The organism is Thermogemmatispora sp. (assembly GCF_042408735.1).
Classification (GTDB): Bacteria; Chloroflexota; Ktedonobacteria; order Ktedonobacterales; family Ktedonobacteraceae; genus Thermogemmatispora.
Map to the genome: position 1 here is coordinate 36,422 of NZ_JBHOQV010000131.1, position 20,061 is coordinate 56,482.

At 62.5% G+C, this 20,061-nt stretch carries 15 protein-coding genes; 7 read left to right on the plus strand and 8 right to left on the minus strand.

What is annotated here, in order from left to right:
- Positions 1 to 52: 52 nt before the first annotated feature.
- Entirely contained in the window at positions 53 to 1,930 is a 1,878-nt protein-coding gene (locus ACFMO7_RS13440; RefSeq protein ID WP_376795997.1) for a tetratricopeptide repeat protein, read from the minus strand.
- A 263-nt stretch (positions 1,931 to 2,193) separates the two neighbouring features.
- Here ACFMO7_RS13440 and coaE point away from each other — a divergent pair, with 263 nt between their 5' ends.
- On the plus strand, positions 2,194 to 2,802 hold the full coding sequence (gene coaE, locus ACFMO7_RS13445) for a dephospho-CoA kinase (protein WP_376795998.1): 609 nt from the start codon (positions 2,194 to 2,196) through the stop codon (positions 2,800 to 2,802).
- Between the two features lie 231 nt (positions 2,803 to 3,033).
- Here the strand turns inward: coaE and ACFMO7_RS13450 are convergent, their stop codons facing one another.
- On the minus strand, positions 3,034 to 3,216 hold the full coding sequence (locus ACFMO7_RS13450; RefSeq protein WP_376795999.1) for a hypothetical protein: 183 nt from the start codon (positions 3,214 to 3,216) through the stop codon (positions 3,034 to 3,036).
- 78 nt (positions 3,217 to 3,294) lie between these two features.
- Positions 3,295 to 4,611, minus strand: coding sequence for a TolB family protein (locus ACFMO7_RS13455; protein ID WP_376796000.1), 1,317 nt, complete (start codon positions 4,609 to 4,611; stop codon positions 3,295 to 3,297).
- Between the two features lie 317 nt (positions 4,612 to 4,928).
- On the opposite strand from ACFMO7_RS13455, the gene ACFMO7_RS13460 reads away from it, so the two are divergent.
- Entirely contained in the window at positions 4,929 to 5,231 is a 303-nt protein-coding gene (locus ACFMO7_RS13460; RefSeq protein WP_376796001.1) for a GlsB/YeaQ/YmgE family stress response membrane protein, read from the plus strand.
- Positions 5,232 to 5,458: 227 nt separating this feature from the next.
- On the opposite strand, the gene ACFMO7_RS13465 is transcribed toward ACFMO7_RS13460, so the two are convergent.
- On the minus strand, positions 5,459 to 6,628 hold the full coding sequence (locus ACFMO7_RS13465; protein ID WP_376796002.1) for an alpha/beta hydrolase family esterase: 1,170 nt from the start codon (positions 6,626 to 6,628) through the stop codon (positions 5,459 to 5,461).
- 1,150 nt (positions 6,629 to 7,778) lie between these two features.
- Here ACFMO7_RS13465 and ACFMO7_RS13470 point away from each other — a divergent pair.
- Positions 7,779 to 9,644 carry an ATP-binding protein gene (locus ACFMO7_RS13470; protein WP_376796003.1) on the plus strand — a complete coding sequence of 622 codons (1,866 nt, stop codon included), beginning with the start codon at positions 7,779 to 7,781 and terminating at the stop codon, positions 9,642 to 9,644.
- Positions 9,641 to 10,414, plus strand: a complete 774-nt coding sequence (locus ACFMO7_RS13475) for a response regulator transcription factor (protein ID WP_376796004.1) — start codon at positions 9,641 to 9,643, stop codon at positions 10,412 to 10,414. Before ACFMO7_RS13470 ends, ACFMO7_RS13475 begins: the two co-directional genes overlap by 4 nt.
- 1,013 nt (positions 10,415 to 11,427) lie before the next feature.
- Here the strand turns inward: ACFMO7_RS13475 and ACFMO7_RS13480 are convergent.
- From ACFMO7_RS13480 to ACFMO7_RS13495, 4 genes are all read right to left on the minus strand, one after another.
- On the minus strand, positions 11,428 to 11,898 hold the full coding sequence (locus tag ACFMO7_RS13480; RefSeq protein WP_376796005.1) for a hypothetical protein: 471 nt from the start codon (positions 11,896 to 11,898) through the stop codon (positions 11,428 to 11,430).
- Positions 11,899 to 12,088: 190 nt separating this feature from the next.
- Positions 12,089 to 12,805 carry a universal stress protein gene (locus ACFMO7_RS13485; RefSeq protein WP_376796006.1) on the minus strand — a complete coding sequence of 239 codons (717 nt, stop codon included), beginning with the start codon at positions 12,803 to 12,805 and terminating at the stop codon, positions 12,089 to 12,091.
- Positions 12,802 to 13,101: a hypothetical protein gene (locus tag ACFMO7_RS13490; RefSeq protein ID WP_376796007.1), complete on the minus strand. Its 300-nt coding sequence runs from the start codon at positions 13,099 to 13,101 to the stop codon at positions 12,802 to 12,804. The genes ACFMO7_RS13485 and ACFMO7_RS13490 overlap by 4 nt, the downstream gene beginning before the upstream one ends.
- Positions 13,098 to 14,864, minus strand: a complete 1,767-nt coding sequence (locus tag ACFMO7_RS13495) for an APC family permease (protein ID WP_376796008.1) — start codon at positions 14,862 to 14,864, stop codon at positions 13,098 to 13,100. Before ACFMO7_RS13495 ends, ACFMO7_RS13490 begins: the two co-directional genes overlap by 4 nt.
- 696 nt (positions 14,865 to 15,560) lie before the next feature.
- Between ACFMO7_RS13495 and ACFMO7_RS13500 the strand changes: the two genes are divergently transcribed.
- The 3 genes from ACFMO7_RS13500 to rsmG all read left to right on the plus strand — a co-directional run bounded on the left by ACFMO7_RS13500 (position 15,561) and on the right by rsmG (position 19,986).
- Positions 15,561 to 16,964: a sigma 54-interacting transcriptional regulator gene (locus ACFMO7_RS13500; protein ID WP_376796009.1), complete on the plus strand. Its 1,404-nt coding sequence runs from the start codon at positions 15,561 to 15,563 to the stop codon at positions 16,962 to 16,964.
- Between the two features lie 152 nt (positions 16,965 to 17,116).
- Complete coding sequence (locus ACFMO7_RS13505; protein ID WP_376796010.1) at positions 17,117 to 19,228, plus strand: VWA domain-containing protein; 2,112 nt, start codon at positions 17,117 to 17,119, stop codon at positions 19,226 to 19,228.
- Positions 19,228 to 19,986 carry a 16S rRNA (guanine(527)-N(7))-methyltransferase RsmG gene (gene rsmG, locus ACFMO7_RS13510; protein WP_376796011.1) on the plus strand — a complete coding sequence of 253 codons (759 nt, stop codon included), beginning with the start codon at positions 19,228 to 19,230 and terminating at the stop codon, positions 19,984 to 19,986. The genes ACFMO7_RS13505 and rsmG overlap by 1 nt, the downstream gene beginning before the upstream one ends.
- The last annotated feature ends 75 nt before the right edge of the window (positions 19,987 to 20,061 follow it).

Here is a 20,061-nt window from a genome sequence, read left to right on the forward strand (position 1 = left end):
GGTGCTCGCCCTGGAGGGCCTGCGTGAAGCAGACGCCGCCCCCTTGCTGGGATCAGCGACGGCGTGCTCCGCGCAGCCAGCCACTCAGCAGCCCGATCAGGGCCAGCAAGAGAGGCAAAACGGCCACCAGTCCGGCCCAGAGCAGGCTAAAAAGGGCTGCTGTAAAGCCCCGCGGATTGGCCGTGACCAGCGCCACCAGCCGCATGCGTCCGCTCTGAGTCAAGAGCAGATAGGCCGGCAACAGAGCTGTCAACAGGCTGGTGAAGGGGATTGGGAGGAAACGCCAGAAGCCGTCGAAATAGCAGCCGGAGAGGGCGTTGACGCAGAGCAAGGCCAGGCCCAGGCCCTCGATGGTCAGAGGCAAGACGCTGGGTGCTCCCGGATGTTTGATTGCCAGCCAGGCCCCCAGCAATCCCAGGGCCAGACCGACCACCTGCAGTGCCAGGCTGATCAGTAAAGCTCGTGCCGGGCGGCGCCTCCTTTGGCCGCCGTGGGGAGCGCCATCAGTTGCCGCCATCTCGGTCCCACCTGCAGTGGCCTGGTTGGAACTGGAGTTGGCAAGGGCAGGGCCGGCGGCGGCTGGTCCTGCGGGAGTTTGGGTCACAGCCATCTTGACGAGGATGGCCGACTTGATCGTCTGCGTCTCGGCATTGTGAGGGTCGAGGGCTAGCGAGCGCTCAACGGCCTGGAGGGCCGCCTCGAACTGTCCCAGGTTGGCCAGGAGAGCCGCGCGTGTGCTCCAGGCCAGGGCATTGCCCGGCTCCTGATGCAGCACAAGCTCGATCGCCTGAAGTGCCTCGGCGAAGCGCCCCGCCGTGCCCAGTAGCTGGCCTTTGAGAAGGAGGGCCGCCGCATTGGTCGGTGCGAGCTGCAGCACCTGCTCTAGAAGGTTAAGGGCGTCGGCGGGCCGCTGCTGCTGGAGCAGAGCGCGGGCCTGCTGCAGCAAAAGAGCTGCCTGCTGTTCCGCTGTGGGTGAGGCCATCGCCGAGGCTGGCTGCTGAGGGGAGAGCTGAGCGATGCCAATGGGGGCCTGCGTCGGCTGCAGCAACTGCCCTGTCTGTGGGAGGGCCTGTGCGGCTCGTCCCGGGACGGGCGGCACCTGGTGTAGCCCGGATGGCCTGGCTTCTCCCCCGGCGCCGTTGCCGGCCCTGGCTATTGCTGGCGCGGATGTCTCGGGATTCCCCTCTCCTACCAGGACCAGTGGCCCCAGGCCCTGACCAAAGAGCTGCGGACGCTGTTGCTCCCCCAGGCTCTGCTGTAGGTAGAGCGAGAGGCGCTGAAAGATGATTTGGCCGCTGGTCGGGTCGGCGGCTCCGCCGCACAGTCCCAGCAAGAGTCGATGGGCCAGCAGGCCTACGTTTTGCTCTCCCTGCTCCGCCGCCAGCTCGTTACCGCGGCAGGAACAGAGAAGAAACCGATTGGGTAGCTGCTGCAAGGCCGCGAGGAAGGCGGGACCCGGTAGGGGCTTGCAGTCGAAAGGGGAGCTCCGGCGCTGTCCCCAGAGACGACCTGTCTGAAAGCAGTCCAGAATACAGACAATAGCTCGCGCCGGGCTGCGCCCAAGCAGCGGCAGCAGGGTCGTTGCCAGGTGCAGGCCACTGGCGGGCTGCTGATAGAACGTATCCACCAGGGCCAGGTATCCTTCGGCGCGCCCCTCGTCGAGGAAAGCATGCCCGGCAAAGTACAAAAAGAGCGTATCATCGGGACCCGCAGCCTGGAGACAGAGCTGCGTGAGCCACTGCTCGATGTGCTGCCGTGTGGCCTGGGGACCAAGCAGCAGTTGGACATCGGAAGGGTTCCAGCGCCCCCCCCGGCTATTGACCAGCCAGTGCGCGATGGCCCTGGCATCCATCTCGGCGTAACGAAGTGGTCGAAAGCTGTTATCCTGGTACTGATTAATGCCGATCAGAAGGCCCAGGCGTTTGCCCATGCACGCTCCTTACTGCACATAGCAAAGATTGCGGAGTTATTGTACGATAAATTTCGCCAGCCTGGAAAGAAATGGTGTACGGCGGTACTTTTGGCAGGGTGGTGGCAGTGGCTGGAAGGGGCGGCAGGAAGCCCATCGGGCTAACGCTCTTCCCTGACCGGGCCTGACGCGGGCAGGCCATCGCGCCGCGCCGGGCTGTGCCGCAAGGGAGCCTGGACGAGGCTTGCCTCCCCGATCCCATCGCGAGAGGAGCATCGCTACCTATGCCTCGAGTCATTGGCCTCACGGGCAATATCGCCTGTGGTAAGACAACCGTAGGCAAGCTGTTGCTGGAACTGGGAGCAGAACGTTACATCGATGCTGATGCGCTGGTCCACTCGCTCTATGAGCCGGGTCAGCCTATCGCCGCCCAGATTGCTCACACCTTCGGCTCCGAGGTTCTTACCTCAGAAGGGCGCGTCGATCGCCAGAAGCTGGGCAGCATCGTCTTCCATGATCCCGAGGCCCTTCGCCGCCTGGAGGCTATTGTCCATCCGGCGGTTGGCGTGGCCCTGCTCACCGAGCTGAGCCGGGTCAGCCCTTCCGGCATCGCCGTTGTCGATGCGGTCAAGCTCTTGGAAGGAGGAACAGCAGCCCTTTGCCAGAGCAAGTGGCTGGTCGTCTGTTCGCCGGAAGAGGAGCTGCGCCGCCTGATAGAGCGCAGCCAGCTCAGTGAGGAAGAAGCTCTGGCTCGCCTGCGCGCCCAACCCTCGGTCGAGCAACGCCTTCCGCTGGTCGACGAGGTGATCGATAATAGCGGTCCTCTCGAGGAAACCCGCAGACAGGTGGCCAGCGCTTTTGCTCGCTTCTGCCAGCGCTTCCCGCTCTCTTGAGCGCCTCGGTGAGGGAGGTCTCCCGAGTCGCAAGGGCATGACAGGGCTGGCTCTCGGCCCGCTTTGGGCGGTGCTTGTTCGAAGCCATGCCGGCTACCAGGCCAGGCCACGGACTGGGTCCTGATCCGGGTGAACCGTCGCGGCCTGGCGTGCGTAACGAACGCTGGTCTGGAGCAAGAGCGTGAGCGCATTCCCCAGGGATCGCCCCGCAGGGTGTGCCTCCCCCGCCCTTTAGAGTTCCTTGTGCTGGTTTTCCAGCTTGCGGTGCAGTTCTTCGATCCGCTCAATGACCTCATCAAGGGTCCGTAGCCCTAGCTCCTCCATGTCCTCACGGATCGTCTCCAAGATCTCTAGCATTTCGAGATCGTCGTACTCTTCAGGATCGAAGTCTTCCTGTTCGAGATCATCGGTCATAGCTGTTCTCCCTTTTGAGATTGCTGCTTCGACGCTGCCGGAGGCAGGTGAACCACCTGCCCATTATAGCAACGGGATCTAGAAGAGAAAAGAGACGGTACTCTCTTGATAGGTCCAGCCTACCTGTGTAATGGCGCCACTGGCCAGGAGATGGGGGGCTGCCTGCGGCTGCCCGTGCTCTCCCAGGGTCACCAGGTACAGGCCGTTCCCTTCGCGAAGCAGGCTCCCTCCCTGCCACCAGAGGCGCCCGCGCGTGAGAAAGACAAAGGCCCGGCTATCGGCCTCCCAGAGGCTGGCCGGCACCGGCTGCAGGCGGGCTGCTACGCCAGGCAGCTTACTGTTGGCGGGGTTGAGCTGTCCCAAAGGCGTCCGATCGCTCAAGAGGAGCTGCTGTCGCCCCGTCTGGATGTCGATCAGCCAGAGGGTATGACGCCCATCGAGCAGCAAAAAGCGCCCGTCGGGGGACCAGTAAGGAACGCTGTCGGCCTCCGCGCGGATGGTCAGGCGAAGGCTTCCATCGAGGTTGAGGACCAGATAGCTTCCATCGGCTGTACGCGTCAGCACATGCTGGCCATCGCTTGACCAGGCAAATTGCTGGCAGCTACAGGTGAGCAGCCTCTGTACTTCTCCTGTCGGCCTCTGAAGAAGCAGAGCGACCCTGGCCGCCGAGCCGTTCGGTTCAGCCGAGGCAGCGTACAGAAAAGCCGGCTGGGCCTGTCGAGGCTGCCAGAGGACACGCTCCAGAGTGGCTGGCAGTGGATGGCCGGGAGGGAGGCCACGGGTGAGCCAGCGCTGTCCTGTGCCGCTAGCGGAAAGGGAGAAGAGGCCGCGCTCATCAATGCCGAGGATGTCCCCAGCTCCGGCACCCAGGGAGGGAATGGCCAGGCTGGCCGGAAGCGTGCGCGTGGCGATGCCGCCAGGTTGGTCGTTCTGGGCCAGCTCCCAGCGTAAGAAGGATGCGCTTCCACTGAGGGTGAGACGGTACAGCAGACGGTTGCCGGCAGGGTTCCACCAGGCATCGCTGATGCGCACGGAGGCGCTGGAGAAGAAGATCGGGATGGGGAAGCCGCCATCAACGCCGACCGTGTTCAGGCCGGCGGGAAGATCGCTCACCAGCCCGGTCAGAGGATCCGGCTTGAGATGACGCCCCGCCGCACTCTGAGCGTAATCGCTATCCAGCGTGCGAAAAACCAGCAGATGGTGATCGGGCGACCAGCCCGCTCCCACTACAGGAGGCGTGTTGCCTGCAACCTGGTAGGCGCCACTGCCATCGGGGTAGATGGTCCACAGCTGGCCGTCGCGCACAAAAGCAATTTTGGCCGTGCCGCTGTAGCCCGGGCTGCAGGCGCTTGGCCCCAGCGCGAGCACGATGCAGCTCAGCAGGACCAGAGTCACGATATGCCGCCTGCTGCCATTCATGCTCCAGAGTATAGCGCTCCCTTCTCTGCTCGTCAACCATCTTGTCGAGCCAGGCCAGGGGATGGCTGCTCTCCGGCCTGGCTGCCGAGAAGCTGCTTCCAGGCAGCTTTGTCTGACTCGTTGCCTGTGGAAGCCGTATCTTGTATCCCTTTTTGATCCCTCCTCCGTGTTAGAGATGGTGAGTGCGATTTGTGCCAGCCACCAAATGATCCAGAAAAACAGTATATCTGGCACAGATTAGCATCAGAACATACTGATCTTCTTTTGTCCTATTCAAAGGAGGGACACCTGGCATGACAGTAGCTTCGCTTGTGCTTGCTGCTACCTTGAATCCTGGTGGCATTATCGCCTGGCTCGTCATCGGTCTGATCGCGGGTGCGCTGGCCGGCTTCCTGGTCAAGGGTGGCGGCTTCGGTATCATTGGAGACATCATCGTTGGTCTGATCGGGGCCTTCCTGGGTGGGCTTCTCATGGATCTGGTGGCGCCGGAGGCCAGTTTCGGCTTCTGGGGTAGCCTTGTCGTAGCCCTGATCGGGGCCTGCATCTTGATCTTTCTCCTGCGCCTCTTCTCCCGCGGGCGCGGCAGCACCATCTAGCAGGCAATCCCGTCAAGCACGAACCCCGACCCGTTCTAACCCTCAACGGCTGATGGATGAGCGGGCCTGGCAACGGCCAGACAGGCACTCAGGCACCAGTCTCTTGAAAGTCTTTCGTTCGAGAGAGAGCCGCTTGTATGCCTGCCTGGCCTGTCTGTGCTCTCGTTGCGCCTGAGAAGGCGGATCGCTGGCAGGGAGCCTGGACCTCTCGGGCCATCTACAGAGAATCAGGTCTCATGTGACGCTGGCAGCGGATGAGCGGCAAAGAACTGCCAGATCGCGAGGGTGGCGTTGAAGGTGTGGATAGTCTTCCCGTAGTAGGGCAAGGGAATAGGGGAGCCGGGCCAGGTGTGGCCGCCACCGGTGAGGCGATAATGGACCACAATCCCTGGCGTCGTGCAGCGGGTCCACTCTTCACCGGTGATCTCGCCCTGGACCAGAAAGACCACCGGCCCTTGCTGACAAGCATCGCGTTTGGCCCAGTCCTCCAGCCATTGCCTGATAGGGGGCAGGCCCAGGCCAGGCTTCCCTTCGTAAGGAACGATGAAGTCGCCTGTCCCGTGAATCTCCAAAATGGGGACGCTGCGCTGGGGATGGCAGCCAGCGGGCAGAGGGTAGAAAGCCCCTGAGACCGGAGCGAAGGCGGCGATCTGGGAAGAGAGGCGGCAGGCCAGCAGGGCCGTTAAGCCTCCTCCGTTCGAGAGGCCGGTAGCGAAGATTCTTCGCAGATCAATGCACCAGTGCTCTTCCAGGGTCTGAAGCAGGTCGCTTGTAAAGTGCACATCATCGACGGGCGTGGGATGAGGACCATAGGCGTTCCAGCCAGTCTTGCCATCAGGAGCCAGGAGGCCATCGGGATAGGCCACCAGGAAACGCTCGCGGTCCGCCAACGAGGAGAAGCCTGTGTAGGTCTCCTGCTGCTTGCCATTGCTCCCATGACCGTGGAAGTTGAGCACCAACGGTAGCGGCTGGTCGGGCTGGTAATCCGGAGGGAGATGGAGGCGGTAGCTGCGAGTCACGCCGCCTGAAACCAGCGTACCCACAAGGGTCGTTCCCCGGACAGTGGTTGGTTGCCCGCAGCCGGCACTCCGCTGCCCCGGTCCCATCGGTTGCGCTGTTGTCTGACCGCTGCCGGTGCTCTGCGGGCTAGCCCCGCTTTGGGAAAGGCTGGAATTGCTCATACGACAGCCACTCAGCAGGACGAGCAGCAGGCCCATCCAGACCCACACCGGGCGATGGCTCTTCCCACGAGATCGTTGCCTGTGTTGTATGAGGAAGGTTTGCCGCACCAGGCAGTTGGCCGCACTCCACAGGCCCTTTGACACAAAGGCGACCTCATCAAGGCGCTTGTAACGGGGACCTCCCCGTTCGATCAGGCGCTGTTCGACCAGTTGCATATCTCTTGCTCCCGAGGGTTGGGGAGCATGGGCAACATCCAGGGGCCTGGTCTGCCCATGCTCCAGGCTCTAATCATTGATGCAGTTACGCCTCCGGCCACGGTGGCTCCGCGTTCCCATTCCTCCGGGGTCAGACTTCTGAAGGTCTGCGGGCTATGCTTGCCTGGGGCGTCGACCCGGCCAACGCTGCGCCCTGTCCTCCAGAGCGTGGGCATGCGTGGGCCTTGCCAGACTGCCTCTCGATGTGCAAGGATACGCTTGCTGGTGAGTGGGAAGAACCCCGGCCGGCGCCGTTCGCTGGAGAATTCCAGGGAGCCGGTGGTCTACCCGTCGCTGAAGGAAACAGCGGGGGTCGCTCAGCAAGACAAGCGCACTGCCGACTGCACAGGGACGTGTTGGGTCATTGGTCCCATTGACTGCCATCAGAGAAGTGGCTCCTTTCTGGTGAGCACCCCAGCCCACCTCTGGTATACCGATCACAGGACAGAGGCCATAAGCTTCGGCCTCCTATCGGGAGTGCCGCGCTTGCAAGATGGCGCCCATGACAGGCACTACCAGAACTCCCTCCAGGACTGCTTGCTTATTTATCCCCGTGAACTTCCCCACGTTGGAGATAGTCCTCCAGGTCAGCACGGCGGATTCTCCATTGATTGGCTACGTATGATTATGTGCTCGAATAACACAGATCGAAAAATCTGTCTGCCTGCCTTAGTAGGAGGAGATTTCCAACTGGTTGACAATGGCTGCTGCCCTGCGTTTCTCTGGCATCATTCCCTCACTGGCCTGGTTGCCTGTCACTTGCAATGGGGGGAATGCTCCAGGCTACCGGCTGACCAACGGGCCTGTCTCTTTCTCTTCGAAGTTCTAAGAAAGGGAACGCGCCAGCCTCTCCTCTCTAGGGGATGAGCTGAGGGCTATCCTGGCTTCTGACAGGCTCTGGCGCCCTGTCTGTCTGGCGCCTGTCCAACGGACCAGCCCTTGTCTTTTAGCAGGAAAGCAAGCAAAGAATTATAATAAAGGGAAACATCAGGCAGCCTTCAACCTGGGCCTGTACCCTGGGGAGGAACAGAGGCCGTATGCTACTACCAGCTCGGCTGCCCCGTCGGTGGCCTGGCCCGCGTCGGGCAGAGAGAAAAGGGGTATCTCGATCATGAGGGAGCTACGCCATCCAGGCGACCGCTTTCTACCTTTGCTAGAGCGACCGCGGCGGAGCTGGCCACGCCTGCTTGTGGATACTGTACTGGCGTTGATCGCCGCTGCCGTGGTCACAGCTATCATCTATGCCTTTGCACTCTATCCGCGCATTCCCAACATTTCTCTGCTCTATCTGCTCGTAGTTCTGGCGCTGGCCAGCACGCGTGGCCTCTATCCTGCAGTGCTGACCTCGGTACTGGCCTTCCTTTTTTTTGACTACTTCCTGGTCCAGCCGCTCTACAGCCTGACCGTCAATCGTTTTGAAGAGTGGCTGGCTCTCTTCGTCTTTTTGACCGCGGCCATCATCACCGGGCAGATGACCAACGCCCTGCGCAGGCAAGCGGACGAAGCCCGGCGCCGCGAACGGGAGACCCGCATTCTCTACGATCTGGTGCGGGCGGCCAACCATGAGGAGGACTTCCAGCGCCAGCTAGCCATTGTCACCCAGGCCGTTGTCCAGGTCTTTGCTCCCTGGGGTGTCTACGACTGTGCGCTCCTCTTGCCGGCGGAGCAGGGCAGGCTGGAAGTGCTTGCCAGTGCTCGGACGGGGAGGGAGGGTTTCCGGCTTTCGTCTGACGAGCAGGCGACGGCGGCCTGGGTCATGGCCCACGGCCAGGCCGCCGAGCTACACGATGTCCCCCTCGAGGGACGCGGGCCTTATGCCCGGAGCCTGCGCGCCACCCTGCAGAGTTCGCTGCGTGGCTGGCGCCGGCGGCGCTATCTTCGCCTGCTGCCTCTCAAGACAGGCGAGCGTGTACTGGGGGTACTCCTGCTCCTTATGGAAGAGGCCGAGTGGCCGCACGTCGGCCGAAGCCGAATCTGGAAGCCGCGTCTCAATGGGCCGACGGCTGTTCTGGAAGGGCCTTTCTTTGCAGCCTTTCTTGATCAGGCGGCGGCCATCATCGAGCGCGCCCGTCTCAGGCGCGAGGGCCTGCAGCTAGAGCTGTTGCGCCAGACCGATGCTCTGCGCACCGCCCTGCTCTCCTCCGTCTCCCACGACTTGCGGACTCCGCTGGCCTCCATCAAAGCGGCGGCCAGCAGTCTGCTTCAGGAGGACATCGTCTGGGACGAGGAGAGCCGGCGCAGCTTTGCCCTCACCATCGAGCGTGAGGCTGACCGCCTTAACCGCCTGGTCGAAAACCTGCTTGACATGTCTCGCATCGAGGGCGGTGCTCTTAAGCCCGAGAAGGAGTGGTATCCTCTTGACGAATTGATCCACGATGTTCTATTGCAACTCCAGCCGCTGCTACAACAGCGGCAAGTGCGGGTTGAACTTGAAGAAGATTTGCCGCCTGTCCCGGTCGACTACCTGCAGCTCTGTCAGGTGCTCACCAATCTCATCGAGAACGCTGTGCGCCATACCCCGGCCAGCAGTCCGATTGAGATCGAGGCCAGGCGCCAGGATGGATATGTGCAGGTCAGTGTGGCCGACCGTGGGCCAGGCATTCCCCCTGCTGATCTGGAGCGCATCTTCGACAAGTTCTACCGCGTCAGACGTGGGGGAGGAGCGGGAGGGGGAGGTGGGCGGGCTGGCGGCACTGGCCTTGGTCTGGCCGTCTGCAAGGGTCTTGTTGAAGCCCACGGGGGGCGCATCTGGGCCGAGAACCGTCAAGGCGGAGGCGCCCTCTTCGCCTTTACTCTGCCGCTCGCCAACCAGCCAGGCGTGGCAGCCGAGACCGCCGAGGCCCAGGACCCCACCCTCACGGCGTCCCGCTCCGTCCAGGCTCCCGCATTGGACCAGGTGTCCCAAGGGCCAGAGGTGGATAGTCCCGCCCAGAGGAGCCAGAGAGAGCAGAGGGAGGAGGAGCAACCGCTTTCATGAACACAGGAGGGGCACGCATTCTAGTCGTCGACGACGAAATCGAGATCGTCCGCGCGCTCCAGCGCAGTCTCAGCGCCTACGGCTACGAAGTGTATGCGGCCAGCAGTGGCGAGGAGGCACTGGAGGCACTCGGTCACTTCCGTCCCGATGTCATGCTGCTCGATCTCGGCCTGCCAGGCATCAGCGGACTGGAGGTCTGCAAGCGCGTACGCGCCCACTCAAACCTGCCGATCATTGTCCTCTCTGTCAAGGACAGCGAGCGCGATAAAGTGCTGGCGCTTGATCTGGGGGCCGATGATTACGTCGCCAAGCCGTTCGGCATGAACGAGGTGTTGGCGCGCATCCGCGTGGCCCTGCGCCATGCGGCACCGCTGCAGGGAGGAACAGCAGCTATCTTCGAGGCCGGCCCCCTGCGCATCGACTTCGCGCGCCGGCTGGTGCAGCTCAATGGCAAGGAAGTCAAGCTCACGCCAACGGAATACGAGCTACTCAAAGTCCTGGTGCAGAACCGGGGCAAGATCATGACGCGCCAGATGCTCTTGACGCGCGTCTGGGGCAGTGGCTATGGCGGAGAGGCTCACTACTTGCACGTCTACATCGGGCAGCTACGCCGGAAGATCGAGCCGGATCCGGCCCATCCTCGCTTTATCCTCACCATTTCTGGTGTCGGCTACCGTTTTTCGGCTGAAGAAGAGACGGAAAAGAGGGCAACGGACCAGGATCTACACGGTCCGTCTCAGGAGCGGGGACCTGCTTCTGCTTCAGAGTGAGGCCCGGAAAGAGGGAGCGAGACGGAGCAGCACCCCCGAGCGTAGATAGCTCTAGTCAACGCCCCCCGGCTCAAGCCAGCGGCCTGCCCGCAGCCGGCAGTCTGGTCGGCCCGGGCTTGCGGGCGGGTTGACCGCAGCCCACTGCCCCGTACCGCGGGACAGTCGAGCTGCCCTGGCTGGGTGGACCCGCTCCCCCCGCGCGAGGTGAGGCGAAGGCGTTGCTGCCCGCTGGTCAGTGCCGTCGGCCGCATGAGGAGCAGGATACCACCAGAGAGACGGCTGTGTCAGTGCGGAGCGCCAGGAGGAAGGCGGCTTCCTCCCCTGGCCGAAGCCAGGGTCCCCAGCGTCGGGCCTGCCCTTGTCGCGTAGAGAGGCAGGCCCAGGGAGAGAAGGAGCGCCCCGTGAGATTGAGTCTCTGCTCCTGCCCGATCAGCCCATATGCCGATGAAGCTCAACCCAGGCGGCTGCTCCTATGCCTCGCGAAGCCGCCCCACAAGCGTTTTTCTTCCCACCCCGCTGTGCCATTGACCAACGGGCTTCCGGCAGACTCGCGGCAAGCGACCCAAGAGGCAGGCCAACGGCTCAAGCCCTGGCCTGGGAGAGTCGCATCCGTCGCGAAGCCGAGCCGGCCTTCGTGCAATCCCCAGAAACAGCGCTCCCTCAATCCCTGTCTGCTCGTTCGGCAGCAGCCCTGACCCTCTACCTTTCGGCTTGGCCTGCCTTTCCCTGATCAAGGGTAGGCGAGGCAAGGCAGCAGCAGGACTGAGATCGCCTGAGTTCAGCGCGGGCTGGCCTGCCATCAGCTTACCGCGGTCTGAGGCAGGACCCGCCTGTCTGGCGCCCGGGCCAGGCCTGACCTGGTCAGAGCGATCCCGGGCGCAGCCTCTTTTCTGCCAGCAAGCGTGGTTCGAGGGGAAAGTCGCCAGATTGCAAGGTGGGCAGGCCGAGAGCGATCCCTCATCTGGGGAACCAGGGGGCCGGGCCGGCTCAGCTTCAGGGCCGCAGAGTCCTCTTTAGATGCTTACCCAGATCAAGGGCCAGAAATTCTGGACGCTTCCCTGCACGTAGTAGCCATCGTTGGCCTTTTGCAGCAGGAAGGAATAGTAACCGGCCCCGCCGGTCACAGTCACTGTTCCTCCGGCCTCCGGCAGCCAGACCGTTCCAATAGGCACATCGTTGAGGTAGAGGGTCAGCATCATGGCATAGCCGGGGCGATAGTTGTAGGAAGTAAAGACCCACTGATGCGTCCCAGCGTCCAGATAGTACTCGTCGCTGCGGGTCACGAAAGCGAAGCTGTAGCCGAAGCTGTAGCGCTGATCGGGGCTGTTATAGTAGAAGCGCGAACGCAGGACAGGCAGCTGCGCCCGCGCCGTCGCGGCTGGCTTGTGGGCCTGGGCAGCGGCCTGGGCCTGAGCCGGCGACAACAGCCAGCAGGAGACAACCATCATCAGGGCAACACTCAAGGCAAGAAACCAGCGTTTCATCAACAGCACTCCTTTCCAGCATTCCCAGCTAGCTTGCGGTATCTGCCAGAGCTTGTAGCCCCTGCTGAGCAGAGAACTACTAGTATAATTATAGCACATTTAGGCAAAAATATTAATATAAATGCATCTATCTTTAGATAGATGCATTTATATTAATAGCGGATTGAAGGCTGGCGTGGAAGAGGGACACTCAGCCTCTGGTGCTGCTCAGCTCCTGAGTAGTTTCTCCCTCGGAGCTGGTGCTTTCGGTCGAGGAGGGCCTGCCAGCCTTGGGGAGCGAGATAAGCTGCTCTGCTTCTGGCCCGCGTTGGAGGGGGAGGCGTGCCCCACTGAGTACCAGCACCTCGCAAGGTGCGTGCTTGAGAACATACTCGACCGCGGGGTCGATCTGCTGCAAGCTGCCGCGCACCCGCACGGGGCAGTTGGCTACAATGATCAGGTCGGCAGCGCTCTGCACGGCCTCTTGGACTATCGCCGGACCGGCCTGTCGCGCTTTCAGCACTCGTACTGTCAGAGTGGAAGGAGTCTGGCGTGCCACCGAGTGTGCTCGCTCTACCAGAGACTGGACACGCTCCTCCTCTTCCCCCAGGGTAGCATCCAGAGGTAGCATAAATGGCACCTCAATGACGGCCACTGCCCAGACGTTCCCATTGCGGTGGCGCGCCATTTGGAGGGCCAGGGCCAGCGCGCGATCGCTCTCTTCACTGCAGTGCAAGAGCGGCACCAGGATACGAGTCATCTTATTGAGTGAGCGCACGGCTCGGCTGGCCGTACGGCTCAGCTCGCTCTCCTGGGGCAAATGCAACATCCAGCCCAGCACCCCGATGATCGAGGCCGCGAACAGGAGAGCGATCGCCACGCCGGCGGGAGTAATCAAGAGCGGATTCGTGGCCGCTGCCGAGATCATCGTCCTCCTCCCTTGCGTTGGCGGGCGTGAGCCAGGTGCCAGGGTGGCAGTAGCTGGAGGCGCACCAGGCCCAGCGACACAAAGGCCAGGCCCAGGAGCATCAGCGTCCAGGCCTGCCAGCCCAGCCAGAGCGCTCGCAGACTAATGATCATTCCCAAAGGAATAATGAGAACACTCACCACCTGGCGATAGCGTCCTCGCCAGGTAGCGCTGGTTCCTTTTCCTCCAGGGTGTTCCTCAAGAGGCTGATTGCACTCAACCTGCTCTTGAAGCTCCTCGCGGAGGCGCCTACTCATAGCTCCCTCCTTTGGTCCTCTTCGCGGGCGATTGGTGTGCTTCGGCGATCGTTGTCTCGGCTCCCCGGTTGCGGACCTGACTGGGGACCTGGTACCGGCACGGCAACCACGCGAGCAGCAGGGGTTGTCGGGCGAGGGCGTGGCTCCTCCCCAGAGAGATGGCGTTTGCGAGCCAGATTCTCCTGCAGCTCCTCAACCAGGTCATACTCCTCGGCATCGGCATAGACGGCCAGTTGCTCCTGGGGCCAGTCGCGCGGCACGCTCCCGAAGACCGGTAGGCCCGAACGCTTGCGGTGCCAGACATAGATGAGCAGGCCCAGCAGCAGCCAGCCCGGTCCGGCTAGCCGTCCGATAGCGTGCGTCAGGACCACCATCACTAGCATACTACTGATCCCCAGCAGGCCCAATATGCCCACCACCGGCAGCAAGCGGCTCTCTCCGTCCTTCCCGCGGAAGCGGATGTTCAAGGGCACCTTAAACGGTCGCGGTGTCCAGGGATCAACAAAGCGCAGCACCAGCAGGGAGATGAAGACCAGGATGTAGGCCGTCGCTGCGCCAAAGGCATACATATTGCCCAGCACATCGTAGGCGTTGGGTGAAAGGCCGGCCAGCCACAGCTCCAGCAGAGCAAAGCCAGAGAAGACCACCAGCGTGCGCACTGGCGTGCGGAACTTCGGATGCACCCGCGCCAATTGGCGTGGCAGCAGGTCGTAACGTGCCATAGAATAGGTAATACGCGAAGATCCGAAGACGCCCGCGTTTGAGGAGATCAGCACCAGCGTTGCCCCCAGTAGGGCGACGTAGGGGCCGGCGACCAGGCCGAGGAAAGGAATATGGCTGGCGAGCCAGGCGATCGGGTCGCCGTTATGTTCGGCGAAAGATTGCCAGGGCAGCATGGCCAGTCCCAGATTCGAGAAGGCCAGGGCGTAGATGAGTACCGTCAGAATCAGAGCGAGCGAGGTGCGTGGCACCACCTTGCCGGGCCGGATCGTCTCCTGGCTCGCCTGACTGATGGACTCCAGGCCCACGAAGGAGATGATCGCCAGCGAGGCCCCATAAGCCAGATGATAGGGGTCAGGCCAGGACTGAGTCATCTGTCGCAGCAAGAGCTGCGGGTCAAACGCGAACAGAAAGCCGAAAAAGAGAATCGTCGACTCGCTGATCACATCCAGGGCGCCCAGGACCTCATTGAAGCGGGAGGACTCGCGCACCCCGATGATATTCAGGATGGTCAACAGAACCACGAAGATCGTCGCTTCGAGAATCAGCCACGGTTGCACACCGGGCAGGGTCAGGCCAGCCAGGTGCACATCGACGCGCGCGTTCAGAGCTGGCAAGAAGAAATTGATGTAGCCAGCGGAAGCCAGGGCGAAGAGCGAGATATCGATTGTGAAATCCAGCAGCACGGCCCAGCCGGCCACAAAGCCCCAGAAGTCGCCCAGACCGCGCAGCACGTAGAACTGACCGCCGCCGGCCATCGGGTAGGCGGCGGCCAGCTCGGTGTAGGCCAGACCGACCATCACATAGACCAGGCCGGCGAATAGAAAGGCCACGTTCGTTGCGCCCTGGGCCGCCGCCATGACGATGCCCAGCGCCACGTAGACATCGGCTCCCACATCGGCATAGCCCCAGGTATAGGAACCCCAGACCCCCACCGCGCGCCTGAGTCCCGGCCCGTGGCTCTCCTGGGCAACCGTGGGAGCCTCTTGCACATCGGCCTCAGCAGAAGCGAGCGCCGCTCGCGCTGACTGATTGCCGAGCATGAGACTTCCCTCCTTCTCTGCAAGGCGGGACCGCTGTCTCCCCTCTTTCCTCGCTTCCTCCTTCGCACTTTCTCTGTCGTCCCGCTGCCGGCTGGCGCTGGGACGGGAAGGACGCAGGGAGGTGAATGGGGACCCCGCGGCACCGCTCTGTGAGCGTTATCCTCATTATAGAAGCGGCTGCCTCAAGGAAGGCTCAAGAAAAGGCAGAGCCTGCTCAAAAGCTGCTCAAGATGCCCTGCTTCCGTGGGGAGGTCTGTCTACTGCCGTTGCCCTTGCGCTTTCTTTCTCTAGAAGATAGAATAGGATAGGTTCCACACGTTTTCCTGGTGAGTGGGCGTCTGGAGAACCCCAGGCCCGTAGCTGCCTGGCCAGCGCGGCCCAGCGCTACGGCGCGCCAGCGGGTTCCTGCCCGTTGCCAGCCAGAGCCAGTCAGACAGGCAGAGCATCAGCGGCGGCAACGCAGCGGCTGCCTCCCAGCGGACCGGCTGCCCCTAGCGGCGCGGCGGCCACGCTCCTGCGCGGAGCGGAGCCAGGCTGGCGCCTTTCGTCATTGCCCAGGGTACACCTGCTCAACGAAAGGCCTCCTTGCCGGATCCGGGCAGGTGCGAGGGAGAGGGCAGAGCGCCGGAGCACCGAACGCGCCGGAGGCGCAGAGCGCACACGTAACCACCCCCGAGAAAGGTAGCTTAGAGCGGAATGACCATCACAACACAACCGCGCACAATCGGAGAACTGCGTGAAAGTGGCTACAGGGTCCTCTCCGTTAAAGAAGAGATGCGCAAGAATCTCATCGAGAAGATCCGTAAAGGAGAGGAGCTGTTTCCTGGGATCATCGGCTATGAGGACACGGTGATCCCCCAAATTGAGAACGCGATCCTTTCCGGCCAGGACATCATCTTTCTCGGCGAGCGTGGGCAGGCCAAGACGCGCATGGCGCGTAGCCTGGTGAATCTGCTCGACGAGGAGATCCCGGTCATTGCTGGCTGTGAAATCAACGATAATCCTTTTGCGCCCATCTGCAAGGCCTGTCGTGACAAGGTAGCTGAGCAGGGCGACAAGGTGGAAATTGCCTGGCTCCCGCGGGATCGCCGCTACAGCGAGAAGTTGGCCACCCCCGATATCACCATCTCCGACCTTATCGGTGAGGTCGATCCCGTGCGCGTTGCCGAAGGGCGCTATCTCTCGGACGAGCTGACTATTCACTATGGCCTGATCCCCCGCACCAATCGCGGCATCTTCTGCATCAACGAGCTGCCCGATCTGGCCGAACGCATCCAGGTTGGTCTGCTCAATATCATGGAAGAGCGTGACGTTCAGATCCGGGGGTATAAGATTCGGCTCCCCCTTGACGTCTACGTTGTGGCCAGTGCCAACCCCGAGGACTATACCAACCGCGGGCGGATCATCACGCCGCTCAAGGATCGCATCGGCTCCGAGATTCGGACCCACTATCCGCTCGATATCGAGCACGAGATCCAGATTATGGAGGCGGAGAGCACCCGCTTCCCCACCGATGGGCTGGAGGTCGTGGTACCGCGCTTCATGAAGGAGATCATCGCCACGGTGACCCATCTGGCTCGCCGCAGCAATGATATCAGCCAGCGCTCTGGCGTCAGCGTTCGCGTTTCCATCACGAACTATGAGAACGTGGTCAGCAATGCCTGTCGCCGCGCCCTGCGGCTGGGCGAGCGTGTGGCGGCCCCGCGCGTAAGCGACCTTTCTGCGATCGTTGCTTCTACCAGCGGCAAGATCGAGCTAGATACTGTGGGGGAGGTCAAAGAGGAGCGAGTCGTTGGGCGCCTGATCAACGGAGCGGTGGCAGAGGTCTTTGGTCAGTACTTTGAACCGCGCGAGTTTGAGCAGCTCCTGGCCGGTTTTGAGCGCGGCCTGAGCGTGCAGGTCGGCGACGATTTGCCGGCCATGGAGTACGTCAATCAGCTCTCACGCGTTGGCGGGCTGAGCAAGGCTATCGACAGGCTGCAGGCCCGCGGCCATCCCGCAACCATCGCCTCGGCGGTCGAGTTCATCCTTGAGGGCCTCCACCTCAATCGCCGCCTCAATAAGGACGAGATGAGTGGCAAGGTCCGTTATCGACGCTAAGAGCCTCACTGCGGCTTCCCTTGTTCTGGTCTGGCCTGGGTCGCCGCTCTCCTGTGCGCCAACAAGCTCATGAGCCAGGAAAGCGCGCTGGCGGCGGCCTCCGACCAACTGAAGGAAGCTGGGGTACAGCGGGAAGGAGAGGGAGATTTCCCATGTTGAAGCGCTTTTTTCGAACCCGCTACGGCTACTCGCGCTGGGACGGGACCCAGGAGATCGAGGGCCTGGATGCCGATGATATCATGCGCGCCCTCGCGGATGACTATCTGGAACGGGGGGATCTGCAGCAGGCTCTGCGCCGCCTGATGCAGGAGGGGCTGCAGCTCCCCGATGGGCGGCGCAATCTCGGCCTGCGCGAACTGCTCGAGCGGCTGCGCACTCAGCGCAGCCAGCTACTCAATCGCTACAATATGGCCTCGGGCGTCATGGATGACCTGCGCCAGAAACTGGAGGAGATTAAAGAGCTGGAGCGCGAGGGGATCGAGCGTCGCCTCAAGGAGGCTCGTGAGCTGGCCGAGACCGAGCAGGCCCGTCAGCACGAAGCCCAGGCTTCCCCCCAGGCTCCTACCGGCGAGGGCGAGGAGGCTGCCGGCAGCGACGAGCTGACGCCCGAGCAGAAGCGTCGCATGCTTGAGACCATCGCCCAGCGCAAAAAGCAGTACCTGGAGAACCTGCCCCGCGACCTGCCCGGCCAGATAAAGGCCCTCTCCGAGTACGATTTCATGGAGGAGGAGGCGCGAGAGAAGTTCAATCAGCTCCTGGAGAGCCTGCGCCAGCAGATGATGCAGCAGTTCTTCCAGGGCATGCGCCAGTCGCTTCAGAGCATGACCCCCGAGGATATGGCCCGCCTGCGCGAGATGATCCGCGAGCTGAACCGCATGCTGCGCGAACGGCAGCAGGGCCTCAACCCAGACTTCGATTCCTTTATGGAGAAGTATGGGGACTACTTCCCGGGCGTCAATACGCTCGACGACTTAATCGAGCAGATGCAGCAGCGCATGGCGGCCATGCAAGCCCTGCTGGAAAACCTCTCTCCGGAGCAGCGCCAGGAGCTGGAGAATCTCATGGAGCAGCTCATCGCCGACGATCGCATCCGGGTTGACCTGATGGAGCTGGCTCAGAATCTGCAGGCCCTGGCCCCCTTGGACGAGTTCCCTATGCGCTTCCCCTTCCGCGGCAACGAGTCCCTGCCGTTCAACGAGGCCCTGCGCATGATGGGTCGCCTGCAGCAGATGGAGGGACTGGAGGAGCAACTCCAGCAGGCCCGACGCCTCGACGATCTGGAGGCCATCGATAGCGAAAAGGTGCGCGAGCTGCTCGGCTCCGACGAGTACCGCTCTCTCGAGGAGCTGAAGGCCCTGATGAAGGTCCTTGAGGAGGCAGGCTATATTCAAAGGAAGGGGAACCGCTGGGAGCTGACGGCGCGGGCCATCCGTAAGATTGGCCAGAAGGCGCTGCAGGACATCTTTGAAAAGCTCAAACGCGACGGCTTCGGACGCCACGTCAGTCCGTTCCGTGGTCCCGGCGGCGAGCGCACCGACGAGAGCAAACGTTATGAGTTCGGCGATCCCTTCCTGCTAGACCTGCAAAGGACGGTCATGAATGCCGTCTACCGCAATGGCACGGGCACGCCGATCAGGCTCGCTCAAGAGGACTTCGAGGTCTACCGGACAGAGTATACGACGCAGTCATCGACGGTGCTGATGCTCGATATGAGCATGAGCATGATCTATAACGGCTGCCAGCAGGCGGCCAAGAAGGTGGCTGTGGCCCTTGAGAGCCTGATCCGCTCTCAGTTCCCGCGCGACAACCTCTACATTGTGGGCTTCTCATTTGTGGCGCGTGAATACAAGCCGGAGGAGCTGATCGAGATCGGGCGCTACGACCACAGCCAGGGGACCAATCTGGCTCATGGACTGATGCTGGCCCGCCAGTTGCTGGCCCGCCATCGCGGTGTCAACAAACAGATCATCCTGGTGACCGACGGCGGCCCGACGGTCTGGTATGAGGAGGAACTGGGAGGCTGGCAATTCGCCTATCCACCCAATCCCTGGGCTGAGCAGCAGGCGCTGCTGGAGGTTCAGCGCTGCACGCGCGAGGGGATCACCATCAACACCTTTATGCTCGAAGATGACCGCTGGATGGTAAGCTTTGTCAACCAGATGGCGGAGATCAACCACGGGCGGACCTTCTACGCCGATAAGAACAATCTGGGCGAGTACCTGCTGATTGATTATCTCAACAGCAAGCGCAAGCGGATCTCGTGATGAGTGAGGCAGAGCAGACGCTAGAGGCCTTCGTCAAGCAGCTCTGCGCGCAGGCTCCTCCGGCGGCTGCGCAGGTCGCGCAGGCTGCCTGGGCTGCTCAGATCCTGGCCCGCTTCCTGCGCTATCGTGAGGAGCTGCTGCGTTGGAACGAGCGGGTGAATCTCACCGCGATTGTCGATCCCGAGGAAGTGCTGACACGGCACTTCCTCGATTCGTTAGCGATTCTGACGGCGGTCGATCCGCCGGCCTGCCGCCTGCTCGACATCGGCAGTGGGGCGGGCTTCCCAGGGCTGCCGCTCAAGATCGTGCGTCCCACCTGGGAGGTCACCTTGTTGGAGGCCACTGCTCGCAAGGTGGCCTTTTTACGCCATGTCTGCCAGGTCCTGGAGCTGGAAGCTGTCACGATCCTGCACGGGCGAGCCGAGCAACTGGGTCATGCCCCGGCCTATCGTGGGACCTTCGACCTGGTGACGGCGCGGGCCGTGGCCGCCCTGCCCATTGTCCTGGAGTATGCCGCACCCTATTGCCGCGTGGGTGGCAGCGTGGTGCTGCCGCGCAAGGGAGACAGCCCGGAGGAACTGGCCCAGGGCCTGCGCGCAGCCGAGCAGCTTGGCCTGACGCTCGAAGCCCGGCTGCCAGTCACCCTGCCCGGCCTCGACGACGGACGCTATCTGCTCCTCTGGCGCCAGCATCGAGCCTGTCCTGGGCATTTTCCCCGCAAGAACGCGGCCATTCTGAAGCACCCTGCCGGCGAGTGACGTGGAGGGGACCGAGGGCCGGCCTGGCTGACCGTTCCCTCAGTCCCCCCCAGGGGGTACAAGGAAAGGAAACGC